Here is an 18,973-nt window from a genome sequence, read left to right on the forward strand (position 1 = left end):
TGAATAATTTTGACAAATTTAAACTTTACAGATTTCAATCTTGAACCACTGGTGCTGCAAGCCATCACTGAGCTCGGGTTTGAAGAAGCAACACCGATCCAATCCAAAGCGATTCCTTTGGCACTCGAAGGCAGAGATTTGATTGGTCAAGCTCAAACAGGTACGGGTAAAACAGCTGCATTCGGTATTCCGTTGATCAGCAAAATCACAAAAAGTGACGAGAAAATCCGCGCCCTTATTATGGCACCTACACGTGAACTTGCAATTCAAGTTGCTGAAGAGATCGAAAAACTTACTCGCTTCAAAGGTCTTCGCTCCCTGCCAATCTACGGCGGACAAGATATCGTGCGTCAAATCCGTGCACTGAAAAGAAAACCACAAATCATCATTGGTACACCTGGACGTCTCCTTGACCACATCAACCGCAAAACAATCAAACTAGATGATGTACAAACTGTTGTACTGGATGAAGCAGATGAAATGCTCGACATGGGTTTCATGGAGGATATCCAATCCATCCTGAAACAAGTTCCAGACGAGCGCCAAACGATGCTGTTCTCAGCAACAATGCCTCCTAACATTCAAAAATTGGCACAACAATTCTTGAACAATCCTGAACACATTTCTGTGATTCCGAAACATGTTAGTGCACCATTGATTGACCAATCCTATATCGAAGTACCTGAGCGTCAAAAATTCGAAGCATTGAGCCGTTTGTTGGATATGGAATCTCCTGAACTGGCGATCGTATTCGGACGTACAAAACGTCGTGTTGACGAATTGGCTGAAGCTTTGCAAAAACGTGGATATTCTGCAGACGGTCTTCATGGTGACTTGTCCCAGAATCAACGTGATGCGGTAATGCGTAAGTTCCGTGACGGCAGCATTGACGTACTCGTTGCAACAGACGTGGCTGCACGTGGTCTCGACGTATCTGGTGTAACTCACGTTGTTAACTTTGACCTTCCGCAAGATCCGGAGAGCTATGTTCACCGTATCGGTCGTACAGGTCGTGCGGGTAAAGAGGGTGCTGCTTGGTCCTTCGTTACACCGCGTGAGATTGATCACTTGCACTTCATCGAGCGTGTAACACGTCACCGTATTCCACGTAAACCACTGCCAACAATGGCAGAGGCGGTTGAAGGTAAACAACGTTTGACAGCAGAGCGCTTGCTGGAAATCGTACAATCAGGCGAACTGAACGAATACAAAGGTATTGCGATTCAAATGCTTGAGCAATATGATTCTGTTCAACTGTTGTCGGCTGCACTGAAGCTCCTGACAGGTGACAAGAAAGATGCTCAAGTTGATCTGACTCCTGAAGACCCAATCCGTGCAAAACGTCGTAAACCGGATGTTCGATCTGGCGGACGTAAACCATCGGGTTACAGCGGTAACCGCACAAGTGGTAGCGGCGGCAGTGGTGGTGGTTACAACCGCGATCGCAACAGCAGTGGCGGCGGACGTGGCGGTTACAACCGTGATCGTAACAGCGGCAGCAGCACTGGCGGTGGAAGCAGAGAAGGTGGTTACAACCGTGACCGCAAACCGCGTCCAAGCAGTAACGAAGGACGTCGTCCAGCGAAAGATTCTTCTTTCGAGTAATATAAACGTATGATCTGATAAATGGAGCGGGCAACTGCTCCATTTTTTTATTTTCAAAGCGCCTGCAATCATTTTATTTCACTGTCAGAAGTGGCCAGAAGCGCTAGCTAAGGACAATGACGATCTCTTTTCGGGAAGTACTGGCTTTTCCTATCTATAATAAGGTATATTAATATTAGACTTAAGGTAATTCGCAAGGCTGCAGAGGAGGAGAAATGTTTGGAATTTAAAGGAGCTATGGGTGGGATCTACCGGCTTACAGAGTGGATTACGAGACTGGCCGCAACCAATCTGTTGTGGGCTATTTGTTCGTCTCCGTTCTTGTTTTTCTTGATTATGAAACTGCTCGTGATGCAGCAGAACCTCGCAAACGAATCATTGCAAATGAACTGGGCTATAGCTATTGTGGCACCGCTTACACTGTTCCCGGCGACTTCGGCGCTGTTTACGGTTGTTCGTAAATGGAATATGGGCGATACGGATGTTCCGATCTTCCGTACTTTCTTTGTAGGTTACAAGGAAAACTACAAGCAAAGTTTAATTGGGGGCATTTTTTACACACTGCTGTTCGCGATTATGTATCTGGATTACACCGTGTACATGACGCAGTTCCGCAATATGCAGCTCGTGGGAATCATCATGTTAGTACTGCTTCTCTTGTTATTCGTATCACTCTTTAACTTTTTCTCGATGGTTGTACACTATCATATGTCCATCGGACTTATTATCAAAAACGCGGTATTGCTTACGCTGATCAGACCATTCCGTGTATTTTCCACATTGCTGGGAAGTGGATTGCTGTTCTACATCGGTTTCCGTTATCCGGTCTTGTTTGTTTTCTTCATTATCAGTATCATTGCTTGGTTTGCTTTCTTTAACTTCTACGCAACCTTCAACAAGATGCAGGAGCAGATGGAGAAGATGCAACTCAAGAAGGAAGAAGAGGAAGCTGCTGCGCTGGCTGAACAATCAGCAGAGAATGGTGAAACATCTGAGCCATCAGACGACAAAAACATTACATTGCAAAAATAAAACATGATGGATCGCCATTTACTTTTTACACAGTTAGGGATATAATAATTGTACATCCTGCGATGTACGTTTCGGTTATTCGTTGTTTTGAACCAATGATGATGTCTTCGGGAGATCAACACAGAATGTTGCTGAAAAGCCCTGTCTATACGACATGGGGACTTCAAAAAGCATTTTTGCGGTCACCCACCTGCCAAGCAGGTTCATAAGACAATGTAGCCGGACGGCATAGGCGGGTTCCTAAATCTTCATGTACAGCACCCTGACTTTTCCTCTTTAGAAGGAATTTCAGGGTGTTTTTAAGTTGTGATGAATGTTTTTGATTGGTTTTACGATAAATATGATGCTTGCCCTTTTGTTACTACTTGAACAATGTTACACTAAGATACATAAATGGAACGGTTACATTCAAAGGAGGAAGGGTCTTGACCTTAAAGAGAACGCTCGTCGGTATCATCCGCAGCATGGAGGGGACCAGCGATCGAGCCAAGGATCCCAAATTAAAAACACGGTATTATAACTTATCCAAAGACAGAGCCTGGGAAGAGGTCTCTTCGACACTCAAAAAGATTCCGGGTTATAAAGTGCTGCATGAAGTGCCTTCTGTTGGAGAAGTTATTCTGGAGAAGCGGACTACCTTTGGACGGACGATGGATATTACAGTTTCCATTATCTCGGTAAGTCCTGTTCGCAGTGCGGTGGATATGTATTCAGCTTCTCGTGGTTCACTTGGAGACTTGGGTTCCAATTATCGCACGATTATGAACTTATTCTCTGTACTGGATAAAAAGCTAAGCAAGTATAAAGCAAATGATTGAAATAGATGATAAATAACAAAAGCGAGTGAAGGTTAACCTTCCTCGCTTTTGTTCTGAACGTATGATAACTTCTACAGCAAAGCTTTTACAGCAGCAATTGCTTGTTCGAAGTTAGGGGAGTCTGTCATTTCAGGCAAATACTCCACATATGTAATCCGGTCTTGGGCATCCAAAACAAAAATGGAGCGCATGTCGAGTTGGAATTCTTTGATCAGAACGCCGTAGTCTTCACCGAAAGAACGTGTTTTGTAGTCTGACAATGTAACTACGCGGTCAACACCAGCTGCTCCACACCAACGGGCTTGAGCGAACGGAAGGTCAACGCTTACTGTCAAGACAACAACATTGTCTCCGAGATCTCCAGCTTCCACGTTGAAACGACGAGTTTGCGCATCGCATACGCCAGTATCCAGGGAAGGAACAACGCTGATTAATTTGATTTTGCCTGCGAAGTCTTTCAGGGAAGCATCCTCAACCAGGTTCTTGCTCAGTGTAAAATCAGGTGCTTGATCGCCCACTTTCAGTTCGGGTCCGATCAATGTAATAGGGTTGCCTTTAAATGTGGCTGCGCCTGTACGTTCTTGTGTCATAATAATGTTCCTCCTTATAAATTGGTGATCCGTGCCAAAATCCATTATAATCTTTTATGAAAGGCATTGTCCAATTCGGACATGTACCATTACGATGGATCAGAGATGTAAGTCCGATCTGAACAGGGTGGAGTGAAAGAAGAAATTTATGATATTTATTCGCTATGAGAACTGGAAAGGTTATTTGAAGTATTTCCCTTTGACGTCGCTTTTTTTAATTGCCAATGTAGTCATGTTTATTGTGTTAACGGTGAACGGTGGATCAACAAACAATATGGTGCTGCTGAAATTCGGGGCACTTACGAATCATGAACTGTTCGCGCATGAATGGTGGCGTTACATTACATCCATGTTCCTGCATGCGGGCTTCAGTCATTTATTGTTTAACAGCTTTGCGTTAATCGTATTTGCACCACCAATGGAGCGGTTGCTCGGGTCGGTAAGGTATGGTGTATTGTACCTGGGTGGCGGTGTATTGGGTAATATTCTTGCTGTTGCGTGGTACAACTCGGTTGGGAGTATTACCATATCGGTAGGGGCTTCAGGAGCGATCTATGCCGTCTATGGTGCATTCCTGTATGTAGCGCTGTTTCAGCGAACGATGATGGACGAGGCTTCGCGCAAAACGATGTACACGTTGCTTTTGTTCGGGATCATATTCTCTTTCGCCATGTCAGGCATCAACTGGATGGCTCACCTTGGCGGATTGTTGGGTGGATTCTTTATTTACGGACTGTTGATCAGATTGTGGAAACCCCGCAGCTTAAAGAGGTAGTCAGAACGTTCTCAAGATGGAATGCAATCCAGGATAAGTAGGGTATAACAGATTGGAGCGATCAGGACGAGTGGAATTAAGACAGTTGCATTACTTTTTGAAAGTGGCACAGAAGGAACATGTAACACAGGCTGCTGAAGAGTTGCATGTGGCACAGTCGGCGGTGAGTCGTCAGATTCATCAGCTGGAAGAAGAGCTGGGCGTGGACCTTTTTATGCAAAAGGGGCGGAACCTGCAGTTGACTGCAGTGGGACAGCTTTTTTGCAAACGAATTGAAGGTATATTAAAAGATTTGGACAAGGCAGTCGGGGAAGTTCATGAGTTTCTTGATCCGGAGCATGGGGAGATTCGAATTGGATTCCCTCATAGCCTGGGGATTCATCTCATTCCTTCCGTTGTGGCTGCTTTCCGTCAGCGTTACCCTAACGTGAAATTCAGATTCAAGCAGGGGATGTTCCCTACACTGATTCGTGATGTGTTATCTGGAGAAGTAGACTTGGCATTTATTTCTCCTTTTCCAGAGAAGCATGATCAAGTAGATGGTGATATTGTACTCACAGAAGAATTGCATGCGATCCTTCCTCCCAATCACCCGTTAGCTGGTGAAGAGACCATTGCGCTTGAACAACTCAAGGATGATAAATTTGTATTGTTTAGCAAAGGTTATTCTCTTCGTCCTATTGTGTGGCATGCCTGTCTGGAAGCTGGTTTTACACCCAAGATCGCTTTTGAAGGGGAAGAGACCGACACCATCCGCGGATTGGTTGCTGCGGGCATGGGGGTCAGTCTGCTACCTGAGATGGCGCTATTCCAGACCAATCCTTTGCAACCGGCACATGTGGCCATCTCCCATCCCAAAGTAACACGGACCATCGGGTTAATTCACCGTGCGGATGACAAACTGCCGCTGGTTGCCCAGTCCTTTCGTTCATTTTTGCTTCATTATTTCGGTTTACAACAAAACAATACCCCATCCGATTGACGGTGGGGTATTGTTTTTGTTGTATTAGGTATCCAATTAATCGCGGCTGTTGAAGATTCCGATATAACGAATCAACTCAAGCAGTGAGATCAACGCTGCAGCAACGTAAGTCAAGGCTGCGGCATTCAGAACCTTTGCAACACCTTTTTCTTCTTCGTTACGGATGTACCCTTCGGATACCATAATCTCTCTAGCGCGATTACTTGCATTGAACTCAACCGGTAAAGTGATGAGTTGGAATGCTACAGTTACGGAGAAGAAGATGATACCGATACCTACAAGGTTCATGGCATTGAAGATGAATCCTGCAATCAACAGGAATGGAGCTAATCCGGATGCAAAGTTCACAATTGGGAAGATCCGGTGACGTAGTGCCAGCATCGGATAACTTTCTTTATGCTGAATGGCGTGGCCAACTTCATGACACGCTACCGAAACAGCTGAGATTGAGTTTTCATAATATACTGGTTCTGATAAACGTACAACCCGATTGATCGGATCATAGTGATCAGAGAGCGTACCGCGTACAGGTTCAATTGGAACATCGTGCAGGCCGTTAGCATCAAGCATCTGGCGAGCGGCATCGTAACCAGTCATTCCGTTCTGGTTCGGTACCTCCGACCAACGTCTAAACGTACCTTTAACGCGAAATTGCGCCCATAAAGAGAGCAAAAAGGCGATAATGATCAATACGAACATACCGTTATTAAAACTCATATTCATTCCTCCGCTTTCTAAGAATAAGCTACATCATGGTGTTCTCAAGCAAGATTTTTAGTGCCTCCATTGTACCGGCACTTTTGGTGAGGAGTCCTGCCATCATTTTACGTGCTTGTACAGGTTTCATCTCTCCAAGTAGCGGTTTGAGTTCGTTAACCTCTCGCTCAAGTTGTTGTACATGAAGCTCCAGTGTTGTCAATTTGCTGGCAACTTGTTCTTCTGTACTAACCAGACGCCACTTTTCAAGAGATTGCTTAATCTCGTCGAGACTATACTTCTCTTGTTTCATCTGTACAATACGTTCAAGCCTCGTTAAAGTTTCATTACTATAGAGACGATAATTTTTTTGTGTACGTTCTTCGGGAGCGATTAGTCCAAGCTTCGTGTAATAATCAATCGTCCGTTCACTAACACCAGCGGTCTTGGCAAGTTCGCCAATCCGAAAAAGTTTCATATCCCCAATGATATTCACCTCGCTTGCAAGTTCAAATGTAGGGAATTGTAGTTTCCACTTGTGAATTTCTAGACTACGCCCAATTTTCTTACTAATAAGTATGATACATGATCTTTAACCGTACAGTCAAACGTTATGCTTTGGCAATCAGCATACTGCATTTCTATATCTATGTACTCATAGAATGTGATTATGTACTTAAGTGCAAGAAAAAGACGTATGACTTTATTCCCAGAAATATTTTTCAGTTTTGATGAAAATACTCTTGTCAACTTTCCTCTCTTCTGCTTATAATGACATTAAGAGTTTCACGTTATGTGAAGAAACTTAACATAAGAGGGAGTGGGGTATATGAGAAAGAAATGGTTGGTTTCCGTGTTAGTAATGCTTACTTTGTTCGCTTTTCCGGTCAGCGCATTTGCGGCTGCGGAGGGTCCGACTAACATTGAACTTCAAAGTGGTTTGAACTCAGCCTTTACGTTTTTGGCTGTTGTACTCGTGTTCTTGATGCAAGGGGGATTTGCTTTACTCGAAGCGGGTTCAACACGAATGAAGAATGCAGGACACATTGCGGGTAAGACCATCCTGACACTGGGAATTTCAGTTATTGCCTTCTGGGCTTTGGGTTTTGGTCTTGGTTTCGGTAATGGTAACAGCTTCTTTGGAACAACAGGATTCTTCCTGAGTGGTGACAAGATGGCTGCTTCCTTCGAATCACTGGCTTTCTCCGATGTTCCACTGACTATTAAATTCGTATTTCACCTCGCCTTTGCGGCGGTATCTCTGGCCATTGCCTGCGGTGGTATGGCTGAACGTGCAAAGATGAGCGTATATATTGTTTTCGGTACTCTTTATACCATTATCATGTATCCGGTTGTTGCTCACTGGGTATGGGGCGGCGGCTGGTTGGCTGAGCTGGGTATGCAAGACTTTGCAGGATCGACGGTTGTTCACTTGACTGGTGCGACTGCAGCATTGGTAGCTACCATCTTGTTGAAACCACGTATTGGTAAATATAACAAAGACGGAAAACCTAACATCATTCCAGGTCACAACCAAGTGTATTCCGTACTCGGGGTTATTATCCTCTGGATCGGTTGGTTCGGATTCAACCCAGGTAGTACATTATCTGCCATGGGGGATGGGTTCTTCGGTTATGTTGCATTAACTACTAACGTAGCTGCTGCAGCTGGTGGTGTTGCTGCGCTGTTGATCTCATGGGCAGTACTTGGTAAGTCTGATATTCCTAGCATGTTAAACGGTGTGCTTGCGGCACTCGTTGCGATTACAGGAGCATGTGCATTCGTTGAACCTTGGGCAGCGCTGGTTATCGGTGCTCTGGCGGGTATCATCACATTCTTCACAGCACAGTACTTCGATCGTAAAGGAATTGACGATCCAATCTACGCTTTCTCCGTGCATGGTATTGCTGGTATGTGGGGTGCGATCTCCACGGGCTTGTTCGCTACTCCTGAACTTGCCGAGAATGCTGGTGTAGGTCAAGCGGGTCTGTTCTATGGCGGTGGATTCCACCAATTGGGCGTACAGCTTCTCGGTCTGGCAGGTGCTTTTGCCTTCGTACTGGTCATGTCCTTCATTATTCTGGGTGGAATGAAAGCGATCATGGGCATCCGTGTTACTGAAGAAGAAGAAACAATGGGTCTGGATATCAGTGAGCACGGTACTTACGGATACCCTGAACAAATGAAAAATGTAGATTCTAAATCCAATGGTGGTACGTTCAGCTCCTGAGGTGAATGATGCTGAATCATGCTTCAAGGAGGCTGGACATGATGGAACCCATCTCGTATACAAACTATTCCTGGTCTTATCAGGGAATCGATGGTGCGGTGTCTTCTCAAGAACTGCGCCAGGAACGTGTAATATTACAGAACGAGCTCCAGGAATTGTTGTCCGCTTCCTTGTCGCCGATCGAGTGGTACCAAACGGTAAATGAACTGCATGACCGGATTGCACGGAAAGCAGTAGAGTTATGCATTCAGGGGATGGTTGAGGAAGGCTTCGGCCAACCTCCCGTCCCCTATGCCTTTATCGTATTTGGCAGTTCCGGCAGGGAAGAAGCAACGTTATGGAGTGATCAGGATAATGGCATGATCATTAGCGATACTCCGCATGAAGGTAAAGAGGAATATTTTGCTCAGCTCGGACAGCGAATGACGGATATGTTAGAAGAGCTTGGTTACGCCAAGTGCGAAGGTAAAGTCATGTGCTCTGAGCCACTCTGGAGAAAAACACTGGCCTCATGGAAACAACAATTAGCAGATTGGAGCTCGGATCTGAATTGGGAGCCTGTTCGTAATCTGATTATTGCTTCAGACATGCGTTTTGTTGCAGGTGAGCAAAGTCTGGCGGAGGAATGGATCACGAGTTTTTATGAAAAGTTCAGACTGATTCCTGAACTTTCGGATGCAGTTCTTCGCAATACGGTTAAACATAAAGCTACATTAAATGTACTTGGACGTGTGGTCACAGAACGATTTGGTGAACATGCAGGCGGATTTGATGTTAAGTATGGTTTGTACATTCCGCTGGTGAACAGTGCTCGTTATTTGGCTTTGCAACATGGGATCAAGGAGTCATCTACGTTAAAAAGAATGGAGAGACTGACTTCGCTTGAAGCTGTTCCATTTACATTACTGGATGCATGTCAGCGGGCCTTCTTGGCTGCTTTGAAATTTCGCCGAAGTACACCGGTTGTCATACAAGGGGATTTGCAACATAGCAGTGGGTTCCTGGATGAGAAACAGATGAAACAAAAGCAAATTCATTATGAGCTCAGGGATACGCTCGGGTTGGTACGACGAGTGCATCGTGCTTTGCAAAGACAGTTGCGTTTTGCAGAAAGGAGACGTCCATGAGAGAGCCGGCAAGGGGCAATACAGGATTCTGGAATTCGCTGCGTCAGGGAGGGGTTCCTTCCGCCATCGCTTCCATTATGGGAGCCCCTACGGCGCAACACATGGCGTTTATCCGTTCGATGATGAGAGATCAGCGCAGACCTGAGGTTCTGCATACACCTCTAAATGAGCTGGACGCAGTTGTATTTGATCTGGAAACGACGGGATTTTCGCCCCAGCATGGGGATGAGATTATCTCATTTGGTGCGGTCCGTATACATGGTGGTGTGGTACTGGAAGGGGAGCAGTTCTATACGGTGGTGCAGTCCAAGACTGCGGTTCCGGAACATATTACTGAACTTACAGGTATTACGCAGGAGATGACGCTGGACGCACCGACTTTGCTGGAAGGGCTGCATGATTTCATGTCTTTTGTAGGTGGAAATGTTCTGATTGCACACGCAAGTGCGCATGACCGAGCTTTTCTGAATGCCGCTCTGTGGCGGACTTCAAAGGTAAGGTTGACACATCGTTTAATCGATACGATGATGTTGGCCCGCTGGCTTGAACCAAGCAGGCCGGGGTATGGTCTGGATGAATTGCTGGAATCCAGAGGGATTCCGATCTATGGGCGGCACCATGCACTGGAAGATTCAAAAATGACTGCACAGTTATGGTCCTGCTACTTGGAGGACATGACTCGTAAAAATGTGGAGACCTTGGGTGATCTGTATACCCAGCTAAGTCACGCATAACGGAACGGGAAACAGATTGTATGAAGGCACAACACGTTGTGCCTGATCCTGCGATTCCTTCGAGGATTCAATCAGATAACCGTTCAGATGCATATGAGATCGCAACCCGCTTGTTAGGTCGGGTGAGCCGATGAGGTACATCTGAAGTAAACCGGCGAAGGCCGGAAGAGCTTGCATGTCCTCTACGGATGGAACAGGCCTTGTCTGCGGATGAGAATGGAAGATACCAATGAGCTTGGGCTCGGAGAATACGCACCGAATCCATTCGGCATCGTCCAGAGTAAAATGGTGCAGCGGGTCAGGTGCTACGTTACGAATGGGCTGAAACCGACTGATTCGTATACCGCCCGCTGCGGTTTCACCCAGCATAACCCCGCAGGCTTCTTGCGGCAGCGAAAGGAACATGTGCTTTGACATCTCTTGTTCTACGGAAGAAGGGATGTAGATGGCGTTTTGCTGCCCGTGAAGTGCTGCCATTTGTATTCACCCCTCTCTCTTTGGCTCCTGCTATGGCAGGAGTCCTTTTTCATTTTATTTTCTGTAATGCGGATTGTAAAATTTTAAAGGAAAAGGGTACAATAATAAAGAGAACATTTGGGAATCATGTTCTGGTGAACTGTAATAGAGCGTGATAAACACTTAGCATGTGCAGAAATTACGGTTTCAGTTTCAATGTGCTAATTATATAAAAGGGTGGCGGGTTATGAAACGAAACATATACATACTCCTTGGTGTTGTCTTGCTGGTTGGTATTGCACTGGCCCAGAATGCGGGTGACGGCATTACAGCCGTCTTTAAGCAGGAAGAACCCATGCCTACAGAGACGGGGCCTCGTGCGGGTCTTCTGGCGCCCGCTTTTTCTCTGACAGCAATGGATGGGAAGACGTACAGTGTGGGTGGTGCCAAAGATAAGGGCACGTTCGTCAGTTTCTGGGCATCCTGGTGTGAGCCGTGTAAACAGGAAGCTCCTGAGCTGAACAAAATGGCTGCAAAATACAAGGATAAGCTTGACATGTATGGGGTTAATGTAACGTCATACGATAAACTCAAAGATGCCAAAGCTTTTGTGGATGAGTACCAACTGAATTTCCCTATTCCCTTGGATGAGAAGGGGACTGTGTATGCTCAATACAATGGAGTCGCTTTTCCAACGAACGTTCTGATTGATTCCAGAGGCGTTATACAGGAGATTGTTCTGGGCATATTACCTGAGAAAGAGTTGGAACGTAAGATTAAAAAGTTAATTGCGAATTAATTTTCATGTAAACAAAGAAGCCTCTGCATCCATGAATCATGGGTACAGAGGCTTCTTTATATTTTCCGGGAAATAAGCGTTAAGAGTTTGTTCAAAAAATGCTCTTTTGAATATATACTTTAGTGGTTGCTTATCCCATGAGCAGGAATAGGGAGTGTGCCCGGCTCATCCTGTAATTTTTCTTGAAGCAACGCATAGCGGAAACTGTGTACGAGCGCTTCCCAACTTGCTTCAATTACGTTCTCGGATACACCGACAGTGTTCCATGTGTTTTCCGTATTTTTGGATTCGATCAATACACGAACTTTGGCAGCTGTGGCATCCTTCTCATCCAGAACACGCACTTTGTAGTCCGACAGATGCATGTTGGCAAGCGAAGGGAAGTATTGCACCAGCGCTTTCCGAAGGGCGTTATCGAGTGCGTTAACCGGACCATTGCCCTCAGCAGCGGTATAAGCGCTTGTTCCAGCGATATTCACTTTGACAAAAGCTTCAGAAACAACGGATTTGCCCGCTGTTTTCTCCACAAGCATTTTGAATGATTCAAACGTGAACAATTCTTTCATGTCACCGTTTGCTTCACGAATTAACAATTCAAGCGAAGCATCTGCACCTTCGAACTGGTAACCCTGATGCTCCAGGTCTTTGATCTTCTCAATAATCTGACGTGAATTGGCATTGCTTGGATCGAACTCAAGCCCCAGTTCCTGTGCTTTGGATACAATGTTACTTTGTCCGGCAAGTTCAGAGACCAGCACACGTTGTTTGTTACCAACCAGTTCAGGCACGATGTGTTCATAGGTACGTGAATCCCGCAGGATGGCAGAGACGTGAATTCCACCTTTGTGAGCAAAAGCAGCATTGCCGACATAAGGCTGATTAATCGGCATATTCACATTGGCAATCTCGCTAACATAACGAGCCACGTTTGTAAGTTGTCTCATGGAATCTTCAGTAACACATTCATAGCCAAGTTTCAGTTGCAGGTTCGGGATAATGGATGCGAGATTGGCGTTACCGCAACGCTCTCCATAACCGTTCATCGTTCCTTGCACCTGACGGGCTCCGGCTTGTACAGCGCTGAGTGTGTTGGCCACAGCCAGTTCACAATCATTATGTGTATGGATGCCGAGATGGGCATGAGGCAGGCTTCTATGCAGTGTGGATACGATCTCGTGCACCTCGTTTGGCATCGTCCCCCCGTTGGTATCACACATGACGAGCCAGTCCGCTCCTGCCTCGTGGGCCTTGGTCAAGACCGCTTGAGCATACTCCGGGTTATGTTTGAATCCGTCAAAGAAGTGTTCTGCATCAAAGATGACTTCCATACCATTCTGTTTCAGATAGGCGATGGAATCATAGATCATGGACAAGTTTTCTTCCAATGTAGTTTGCAAAGCGGTATGCACATGGAAGTCCCATGATTTACCGACCAGGGTTGCAGCCTGAGCACCAGATTCGATCATGCGCTTCAGGTTGGCGTCTTCACTAGCAACGCTGCCTTTACGGCGGGTACTGCCAAAAGCAACAACCTTTGCGTTCAGGTTTAATTCCTTGACTCTTTTGAAAAACTCAATGTCCTTGGTATTGCTGCCGGGAATTCCGCCTTCAATATAATGTACACCCAGGTCATCAAGCTTCTTGGCAATTTTGAGTTTGTCGTCTGCCGATAAGCTGACACCCTCCCCTTGTGTGCCGTCACGTAAAGTCGTATCGAAGATGGAAATGGCCTTTGACATGAAGATCCTCCTTTGAGATAAAGCGCTCTTTTAAAAGTATGGATTGTAAGTTGGGAAAAGCTGTTAAGTACGTTAGTGGACGAATCCTTCGATTCGGCAACGCTACACTGTGTTAAACTGGGTGCGCTGATTTGTCCTAAAATCGTCAATTTGTATAATTAATTATTATATCACCATTATAGCCAAATGCTACATCGAAATCGCAGTATCATGTAACAATTAACGGATTTTAGAGAAAAAAGAAGGATGTTAATCATAATCCGGATGTATGTTATAATCTATTATTGAGTTTTAATTGGAATATATGGAAGAAAAGGAGGGCTTATTTTGAGTTTTGTATGGGAAAATACGGTTATTGCCCTGGTCACTTTGATATTTTTTGTGAGTGTAGGCTGGTTGATTATTCGGTCTCTGATCAGATCTCGCAGAAAATAAATGTTCGTGACTGAATTAACATAACGGGTTTGATATACTATAGAAGAAAGAAATTCGTTTCATTAATTAGTGTGCAAGAAAGGGCGGGGGTTCATGATGTCTTCAGACGGCAATCCTCCAGCGAATGTGGATCAATACTATCCTACAGCCGGACGGGTGATTCTGCATGTCGATATGAATGCTTTCTACTGCTCTGTACATGAAGCCGAGGAACCAGATTTATATAGAGGAAAAGCAACGGCCGTTGCGGGCAGCAGTGAACTGCGAAAGGGTGTAATTGTAACCTGCTCATATGCCGCTCGTAATCGAGGCATCTCAACAGGAATGGTTGTCCACCAAGCCTTGAAAAAGTGCCCTGATCTCATTGTGATTCGTCCTGATTTTCATTTATATCGTCAATATTCAAGAGCTTTCATGCAGATTGCGTATAGTTATACCCCTCAACTTGAGGCAACGTCCATTGATGAATGTTATCTTGATATTACAGGGTCAAGGCAATTCGGGAATCCAATGGAGATTGCGGAGAGCATTCAGCGTAGAATCAAGGATGAATTGGGGCTGCCATGTTCCATTGGCATTGCCCCCAATAAATTATTGGCAAAAATGGCTTCGGATCTGAAAAAACCAAACGGTATCTCCATTCTACGTATGAGGGACGTACCCCGGATTCTTTGGCACAGGCCATGTAACGAGATGTTTGGCATTGGCAAAAAAACGGCTGAAAAGCTGAAAAAACTGGGCATTGAAACGATTGGTCAATTGGCCAAGTCGGATGAGAACATGTTGACCGAACTATTCGGAGTTAATGGAGCATGGCTCAAAAATTCTGCGAATGGCATTAACCATTCCGCAGTTCACGCGGAACGGGAAGCCAATAAATCCATTGGACATACAACCACTTTACCGGCGGATGTATCGGATATGAATGAGATTCATCGTGTGTTCCTCAATATAAGTGACCAGGTAGCCAGAAGATTGCGTAAGCACGAAATGTTCAGCCAGGGTATTCAGATTACGATCCGCACACCGGATATGAAGACAATCACCCGATCACGTTTAATGGAAGTTCCTACGGAGGATGCAACGGTCATTTACCGTGAGGCCTGTAAACTATTTGAGAAGCATTGGGGTAGTGGCAAGCCTGTACGCATGCTGGGTGTGACACTTCAGAACCTGATTCCGAGAGAAGAATCCGCTGTGCAGATGGACTTGTTTGAATATGAGCAGAAGCCCAAGAAGGACAATCTGATTCGGATTATGGATCAGTTACGTGATAAATTTGGTGAGAATGCTGTTGTGACCGCCGGCATGCTTGGAGACGATCCTTCCGTGCTGCTTCGGAATCATAAAGTGCGCGGTACATCCCTGCAAAAAGATAACTTGCAAAGTCTTGATTAAATAAGGGATAATAGAGACTTGTGGTTGCAAAATGATTTGTAATTATCCTTACTTTGGTTTAATATGTTTCTAGATAAAAACACTGTACGTTTTGAATTTTAGGAGGAGAGAATGTAAATGAGTAAATATACTTGGGTTGAAAAAGACACATGCATCGCATGTGGCGCTTGTGGAGCAACGGCTCCAGACATCTACGATTATGATGATGAAGGTTTGGCTGAAGTTATCTTTGACGGCGATGCTAACCATGGTGTCAAAGCTATTCCAGACGACTTGTTTGACGATATGCAGGATGCATGCGATGGCTGCCCTACAGATTCAATCAAAGTAGCGGATGAGCCTTTCAATAAAGAAGGCTAAGGTTTTCTCACTAAACATACAGCACTTTCTTTTGTCTTAACGACAAGGGAAGGTGCTTTTTTGCATTCATTTAAATGTGATTATCCGACTATGGATCAAGGACGAACATTGTCGAACCCCCTTTTTTCCACCGGGTACTCAAGTCCTATGGATTCAACGCCTGGTTATGCCGATATATAATGATATACGGAAAAAGGCGAAATAGTGGAGGATCGGATGCAAAATACTCATCTAAGGACATATGTTAAGAAACATCCCGACAATAAAATGGCTTGGTACTTGCTCGGAAAGGAGTATTTGGGCGAAGGACAGGAGGCCAAAGCTAACTATTGCTTTCAGCAAGCGGGCGAGGTTTATGAGGCATTTGAACGCAGTAAAGCTCCTGCGGACATCTGGGTAGACTATCAGGAGAAACTAGTGGAGATGTCTGTGCAAAAAGAGAAAAAACAACGTAGACGCAAAATGTGGCTTACGTTGTTCATGCTGCTTGTGCTGGCAGGTCTGCCACCTGCGGACGCTCCGGGTTTCAGTCGTGAAGCGACCGACGCACTGTCAGCAGCACTGGAATCCACAGATGACATCGCAGCGCCTGTAGAAGCGAATAAACAGGTTGGAACTGTATCCATTGCGCCAAGCAATGTGTTCACTGCTGCGGCATTTGGTGGAGGTAATCATGGCGAGGCTGCGCTCGCAGCTGCCTGGTCTGGGTCTGGTCCAAAAGTAGAGACCTCTGCTGTACTGGGTATGCAAACCTCGGATGACTGGTCTTTATGGAAGCGAAATATGCCTGTGAAATACATAGTACAAACCAATACAAGCGGGAAATTAACTGCACAGAGTTATGATGCCAAGCAATGTAACTGTGAACCTCCTGAAATTACACCGAAAATCAAAAAGATGTCCTTGGCGTGGACCGCCAAGCAGGAAGCAGCTGCATCATTATCAAGTGCAATCGTTGCCTATCGCAAAAAAAATGACGCTTGGCCCAAGAGTGTAACGCAAATGGCTCAGCCATTTCCGAACAATATTCTGGGAGAGACTGCGTCAGGGATGACCGAGATGTTTCCGAAGCTGTTAGCTTTGCATCAAGGAAAGGCACAGGAAGGGAAGAGCGATTCGAGTGGTAAAGAGAATGGTTCAACGACCTCGAATTCGTCTCAAGGCAACAATGCCGCTTTTGCAGATACGCTGGGAGGTCAGCCTTTTTTGCAGGAGCCGCTGGAGATTGTCATTGATAAGGATAAACATAAACTTGCATTAATCAGTGGGGATACGATTGTTCGGATGTATGATGTGGGACTTGGCGGTGATCGCACACCGGAGGGGTCATTTGTCATTACAGATAAAGTGGTCAATCCGAATGGACGCTCGAACGGGGAGTTCGGAAGCAGAGGTATGCAGCTCTCGAATACGAATTATGCCATCCATGGGACCAACGAGCCAGACAGTATCGGACTGGATGAGTCCCTTGGATGTGTGAGAATGCGTACGGGAGATGTAGAAGAGTTATTCGCTCTTGCTCCGCAAGGCACTCCGGTACGCATTGGAGAAGATGTACTGCCAGATCTGACGCTTGTTCCAGAAGCAAAGCAGCGTTATCAGCATACGCTTGTTCCAAAGCAGAATAATCCGAACAAAACGTATCACTGGCTGAATTGATCTGTTGATATGTAGAATCAGATGGATTCAGCCTGAATCATCTACATGTTGGCAATAATGATAAGAGCACCAATGATGATGATCAAGCCACCTACACTGGCTGCTGTCCATGCAATGGCTTTGCGATTCACTTCTTCTTTCTTTTGCTGTAATGCAGGTGGTTTACGTTTGGGAGCCATGAGTTATTCCTCCTTATTTGGAATAGAACTGGTGTAGAGTAACCATGCTCTCATTGTAAAGAATTCAACTCGTCATTACCAGTGGGCGGGTGGATTTCTTGTGAGCATTTTGTATTATTCGATTTGTGCTGTCTATGCGCAAACTACTTTCCTTTTTAATAAGAAACAGATAGACTTGTGTGTAGAGTGTTTTTTTACATATGAAAAGACGGACAACGGCTTTTTGGCGTACCGGACCAGAACGGAGTGAGTGATTTGTTATACAGAAGTCTTGCTAAACCTTTGTTGTTCAAAATGGACCCTGAACAGGCCCATCATCTGATTATTGGCGGCCTTAGTGGCGTGGGTAGCATCCGTCCGGTTCCTTCCGGACTGCGTGTGATGTACGGCGTTCGGGAAACGTTTGATCTGGCTGTTGACATGTTTGGGTGTCATTTCCCTACACCTGTTGGTCTGGCTGCGGGGCTGGACAAAAACGGGCAGGCCGTAACGGGCTTTTCTTCCATCGGATTTGGATTCATGGAAGTGGGAACCGTGACACCACTTGCACAACCAGGTAACGATCAACCACGGCTGTTCCGTTTGCCTCCAGATGAGGCGTTGGTGAACCGAATGGGCTTCAACAATCTTGGTGCGGAAGCCATGGCAGGTGAATTGGCACGTCTACAGAATCGGCGTATTCCAGTGGCTGTTAACATCGGCAAAAATAAGGCAACGTCTAATGAGGAAGCTCACTTGGACTATTCGAAGTGCATTCAGGCACTATACGATTATGCTGATCTGTTCGTGGTTAATATCAGTTCACCAAATACACCGGATTTGCGTAATCTGCAACATGGGAATGAATTGAAGGAACTGCTCGCTGCGGTTATGAACGAGATGAACGTGCAGCATGCACGAGCGGGCGGAGCGACCAAATCCGTTCTGGTGAAGATCGCACCGGATGTGAATGATCAGGAACTTGAATATATGGTTCGAACCATTGCAGACAGCGGTGTTGCTGGCATTATTGCTACGAACACAACCATCAGTCGTACAGGACTTTCCCACCAACATGCAAAAGAGACTGGCGGTCTGAGCGGTAAACCTCTACGTGACCGTTCAACGGAGATTATTCGCCAGATCTATCGCCAGACCGAAGGCAAACTTCCGATTATCGGTTCAGGTGGCATTTTCACAAGTGAGGATGCATACGAGAAAATTAAAGCCGGAGCAAGCTTGGTCGAAATATATACAGCATTGATCTATGAAGGACCTGAGGTGAATCGGCGCATTCATGCTGGACTGCGTGAGTTGCTGCGCAAGGACGGTTATCGTCATATCTCTGAAGCGGTTGGTGCGGAGCATCGTTAAGAAGGA

The 18,973-nt window shown here is 45.6% G+C and carries 19 protein-coding genes and 1 other RNA gene; 14 read left to right on the top strand and 6 right to left on the bottom strand.

All coding sequences use genetic code 11. From position 1 onward, the window contains the following. The first annotated feature begins 9 nt into the window (after nucleotides 1–9). The 4 genes from MHB85_RS10225 to MHB85_RS10240 all read left to right on the top strand — a co-directional run bounded on the left by MHB85_RS10225 (nucleotide 10) and on the right by MHB85_RS10240 (nucleotide 3,455). Entirely contained in the window at nucleotides 10–1,605 is a 1,596-nt protein-coding gene (locus tag MHB85_RS10225) for a DEAD/DEAH box helicase (protein WP_091017518.1), read from the top strand. Nucleotides 1,606–1,824: 219 nt separating this feature from the next. Next, nucleotides 1,825–2,637: a YesL family protein gene (locus tag MHB85_RS10230; protein ID WP_017689383.1), complete on the top strand. Its 813-nt coding sequence runs from the start codon at nucleotides 1,825–1,827 to the stop codon at nucleotides 2,635–2,637. 51 nt (nucleotides 2,638–2,688) lie between these two features. After that, a non-coding RNA gene (gene ssrS / locus MHB85_RS10235) (6S RNA) lies at nucleotides 2,689–2,880 on the top strand. Nucleotides 2,881–3,062: 182 nt separating this feature from the next. Next, nucleotides 3,063–3,455: a DUF1499 domain-containing protein gene (locus MHB85_RS10240; protein ID WP_017689382.1), complete on the top strand. Its 393-nt coding sequence runs from the start codon at nucleotides 3,063–3,065 to the stop codon at nucleotides 3,453–3,455. A 71-nt stretch (nucleotides 3,456–3,526) separates the two neighbouring features. Here MHB85_RS10240 and tpx read toward each other — a convergent pair whose 3' ends face one another. After that, nucleotides 3,527–4,045, bottom strand: coding sequence for a thiol peroxidase (gene tpx / locus MHB85_RS10245; protein ID WP_091017517.1), 519 nt, complete (start codon nucleotides 4,043–4,045; stop codon nucleotides 3,527–3,529). A 148-nt stretch (nucleotides 4,046–4,193) separates the two neighbouring features. Between tpx and MHB85_RS10250 the strand changes: the two genes are divergently transcribed. Next, a complete protein-coding gene (locus tag MHB85_RS10250; protein ID WP_036609651.1) occupies nucleotides 4,194–4,820 on the top strand; it encodes a rhomboid family intramembrane serine protease in 627 nt (208 codons plus the stop codon). A gap of 70 nt (nucleotides 4,821–4,890) precedes the next feature. Further along, entirely contained in the window at nucleotides 4,891–5,802 is a 912-nt protein-coding gene (locus tag MHB85_RS10255; RefSeq protein WP_062833647.1) for a LysR family transcriptional regulator, read from the top strand. Nucleotides 5,803–5,838: 36 nt separating this feature from the next. On the opposite strand, the gene MHB85_RS10260 is transcribed toward MHB85_RS10255, so the two are convergent. Further along, the gene (locus MHB85_RS10260; RefSeq protein ID WP_036609646.1) at nucleotides 5,839–6,519 is read right to left on the bottom strand and encodes a zinc metallopeptidase; all 681 of its coding nucleotides are present in this window, start codon (nucleotides 6,517–6,519) and stop codon (nucleotides 5,839–5,841) included. 28 nt (nucleotides 6,520–6,547) lie between these two features. Continuing rightward, entirely contained in the window at nucleotides 6,548–6,976 is a 429-nt protein-coding gene (locus MHB85_RS10265; protein WP_017689377.1) for a MerR family transcriptional regulator, read from the bottom strand. Between the two features lie 351 nt (nucleotides 6,977–7,327). On the opposite strand from MHB85_RS10265, the gene MHB85_RS10270 reads away from it, so the two are divergent. The 3 genes from MHB85_RS10270 to MHB85_RS10280 are packed head-to-tail and all read left to right on the top strand — an operon-like array spanning nucleotide 7,328 to nucleotide 10,589. After that, nucleotides 7,328–8,728 carry an ammonium transporter gene (locus MHB85_RS10270; protein ID WP_074094452.1) on the top strand — a complete coding sequence of 467 codons (1,401 nt, stop codon included), beginning with the start codon at nucleotides 7,328–7,330 and terminating at the stop codon, nucleotides 8,726–8,728. 41 nt (nucleotides 8,729–8,769) lie between these two features. Next, nucleotides 8,770–9,855: a DUF294 nucleotidyltransferase-like domain-containing protein gene (locus MHB85_RS10275; protein ID WP_397376328.1), complete on the top strand. Its 1,086-nt coding sequence runs from the start codon at nucleotides 8,770–8,772 to the stop codon at nucleotides 9,853–9,855. Further along, complete coding sequence (locus MHB85_RS10280) at nucleotides 9,852–10,589, top strand: exonuclease domain-containing protein (protein ID WP_091017513.1); 738 nt, start codon at nucleotides 9,852–9,854, stop codon at nucleotides 10,587–10,589. The genes MHB85_RS10275 and MHB85_RS10280 overlap by 4 nt, the downstream gene beginning before the upstream one ends. Here MHB85_RS10280 and MHB85_RS10285 read toward each other — a convergent pair. Further along, a complete protein-coding gene (locus tag MHB85_RS10285) occupies nucleotides 10,575–11,066 on the bottom strand; it encodes a M67 family metallopeptidase (RefSeq protein WP_105598118.1) in 492 nt (163 codons plus the stop codon). The genes MHB85_RS10280 and MHB85_RS10285 overlap by 15 nt on opposite strands. A 226-nt stretch (nucleotides 11,067–11,292) precedes the next feature. Here MHB85_RS10285 and MHB85_RS10290 point away from each other — a divergent pair, with 226 nt between their 5' ends. Next, nucleotides 11,293–11,844, top strand: a complete 552-nt coding sequence (locus MHB85_RS10290) for a TlpA family protein disulfide reductase (RefSeq protein ID WP_105598119.1) — start codon at nucleotides 11,293–11,295, stop codon at nucleotides 11,842–11,844. Between the two features lie 119 nt (nucleotides 11,845–11,963). Here the strand turns inward: MHB85_RS10290 and cimA are convergent, their stop codons facing one another. Beyond that, nucleotides 11,964–13,583, bottom strand: a complete 1,620-nt coding sequence (gene cimA, locus MHB85_RS10295; protein ID WP_105598120.1) for a citramalate synthase — start codon at nucleotides 13,581–13,583, stop codon at nucleotides 11,964–11,966. Between the two features lie 531 nt (nucleotides 13,584–14,114). Between cimA and MHB85_RS10300 the strand changes: the two genes are divergently transcribed. The 3 genes from MHB85_RS10300 (at nucleotide 14,115) to MHB85_RS10310 (ending at nucleotide 17,435) form a co-directional block, all read left to right on the top strand. Further along, nucleotides 14,115–15,416 carry a DNA polymerase IV gene (locus MHB85_RS10300; protein ID WP_091017506.1) on the top strand — a complete coding sequence of 434 codons (1,302 nt, stop codon included), beginning with the start codon at nucleotides 14,115–14,117 and terminating at the stop codon, nucleotides 15,414–15,416. Nucleotides 15,417–15,533: 117 nt separating this feature from the next. Further along, complete coding sequence (locus MHB85_RS10305) at nucleotides 15,534–15,776, top strand: ferredoxin (protein WP_017689369.1); 243 nt, start codon at nucleotides 15,534–15,536, stop codon at nucleotides 15,774–15,776. 216 nt (nucleotides 15,777–15,992) lie between these two features. Beyond that, nucleotides 15,993–17,435, top strand: a complete 1,443-nt coding sequence (locus MHB85_RS10310) for a L,D-transpeptidase family protein (RefSeq protein WP_105598121.1) — start codon at nucleotides 15,993–15,995, stop codon at nucleotides 17,433–17,435. 41 nt (nucleotides 17,436–17,476) lie between these two features. Here MHB85_RS10310 and MHB85_RS10315 read toward each other — a convergent pair whose 3' ends face one another. Next, on the bottom strand, nucleotides 17,477–17,614 hold the full coding sequence (locus MHB85_RS10315; protein ID WP_017689367.1) for a hypothetical protein: 138 nt from the start codon (nucleotides 17,612–17,614) through the stop codon (nucleotides 17,477–17,479). Between the two features lie 255 nt (nucleotides 17,615–17,869). On the opposite strand from MHB85_RS10315, the gene MHB85_RS10320 reads away from it, so the two are divergent. Further along, nucleotides 17,870–18,967, top strand: a complete 1,098-nt coding sequence (locus tag MHB85_RS10320) for a quinone-dependent dihydroorotate dehydrogenase (RefSeq protein WP_192132460.1) — start codon at nucleotides 17,870–17,872, stop codon at nucleotides 18,965–18,967. Nucleotides 18,968–18,973: the final 6 nt, after the last annotated feature.

The organism is Paenibacillus sp. FSL K6-4396 (genome assembly GCF_038002525.1).
Classification (GTDB): Bacteria; Bacillota; Bacilli; order Paenibacillales; family Paenibacillaceae; genus Paenibacillus; species Paenibacillus amylolyticus_B.

Coding starts and splice junctions, on each gene's coding strand:
- MHB85_RS10300 (WP_091017506.1), top strand. CDS start 14,115: ATGTCTTCAGACGGCAATCCTCCAGCGAATGTGGATCAATACTATCCT.
- MHB85_RS10250 (WP_036609651.1), top strand. CDS start 4,194: ATGATATTTATTCGCTATGAGAACTGGAAAGGTTATTTGAAGTATTTC.
- MHB85_RS10310 (WP_105598121.1), top strand. CDS start 15,993: ATGCAAAATACTCATCTAAGGACATATGTTAAGAAACATCCCGACAAT.
- MHB85_RS10280 (WP_091017513.1), top strand. CDS start 9,852: ATGAGAGAGCCGGCAAGGGGCAATACAGGATTCTGGAATTCGCTGCGT.
- cimA (WP_105598120.1), bottom strand. CDS start 13,583: ATGTCAAAGGCCATTTCCATCTTCGATACGACTTTACGTGACGGCACA.
- MHB85_RS10270 (WP_074094452.1), top strand. CDS start 7,328: ATGAGAAAGAAATGGTTGGTTTCCGTGTTAGTAATGCTTACTTTGTTC.
- MHB85_RS10285 (WP_105598118.1), bottom strand. CDS start 11,066: ATGGCAGCACTTCACGGGCAGCAAAACGCCATCTACATCCCTTCTTCC.
- MHB85_RS10265 (WP_017689377.1), bottom strand. CDS start 6,976: ATGAAACTTTTTCGGATTGGCGAACTTGCCAAGACCGCTGGTGTTAGT.
- MHB85_RS10305 (WP_017689369.1), top strand. CDS start 15,534: ATGAGTAAATATACTTGGGTTGAAAAAGACACATGCATCGCATGTGGC.
- MHB85_RS10290 (WP_105598119.1), top strand. CDS start 11,293: ATGAAACGAAACATATACATACTCCTTGGTGTTGTCTTGCTGGTTGGT.
- MHB85_RS10315 (WP_017689367.1), bottom strand. CDS start 17,614: ATGGCTCCCAAACGTAAACCACCTGCATTACAGCAAAAGAAAGAAGAA.
- MHB85_RS10275 (WP_397376328.1), top strand. CDS start 8,770: ATGGAACCCATCTCGTATACAAACTATTCCTGGTCTTATCAGGGAATC.
- tpx (WP_091017517.1), bottom strand. CDS start 4,045: ATGACACAAGAACGTACAGGCGCAGCCACATTTAAAGGCAACCCTATT.
- MHB85_RS10260 (WP_036609646.1), bottom strand. CDS start 6,519: ATGAGTTTTAATAACGGTATGTTCGTATTGATCATTATCGCCTTTTTG.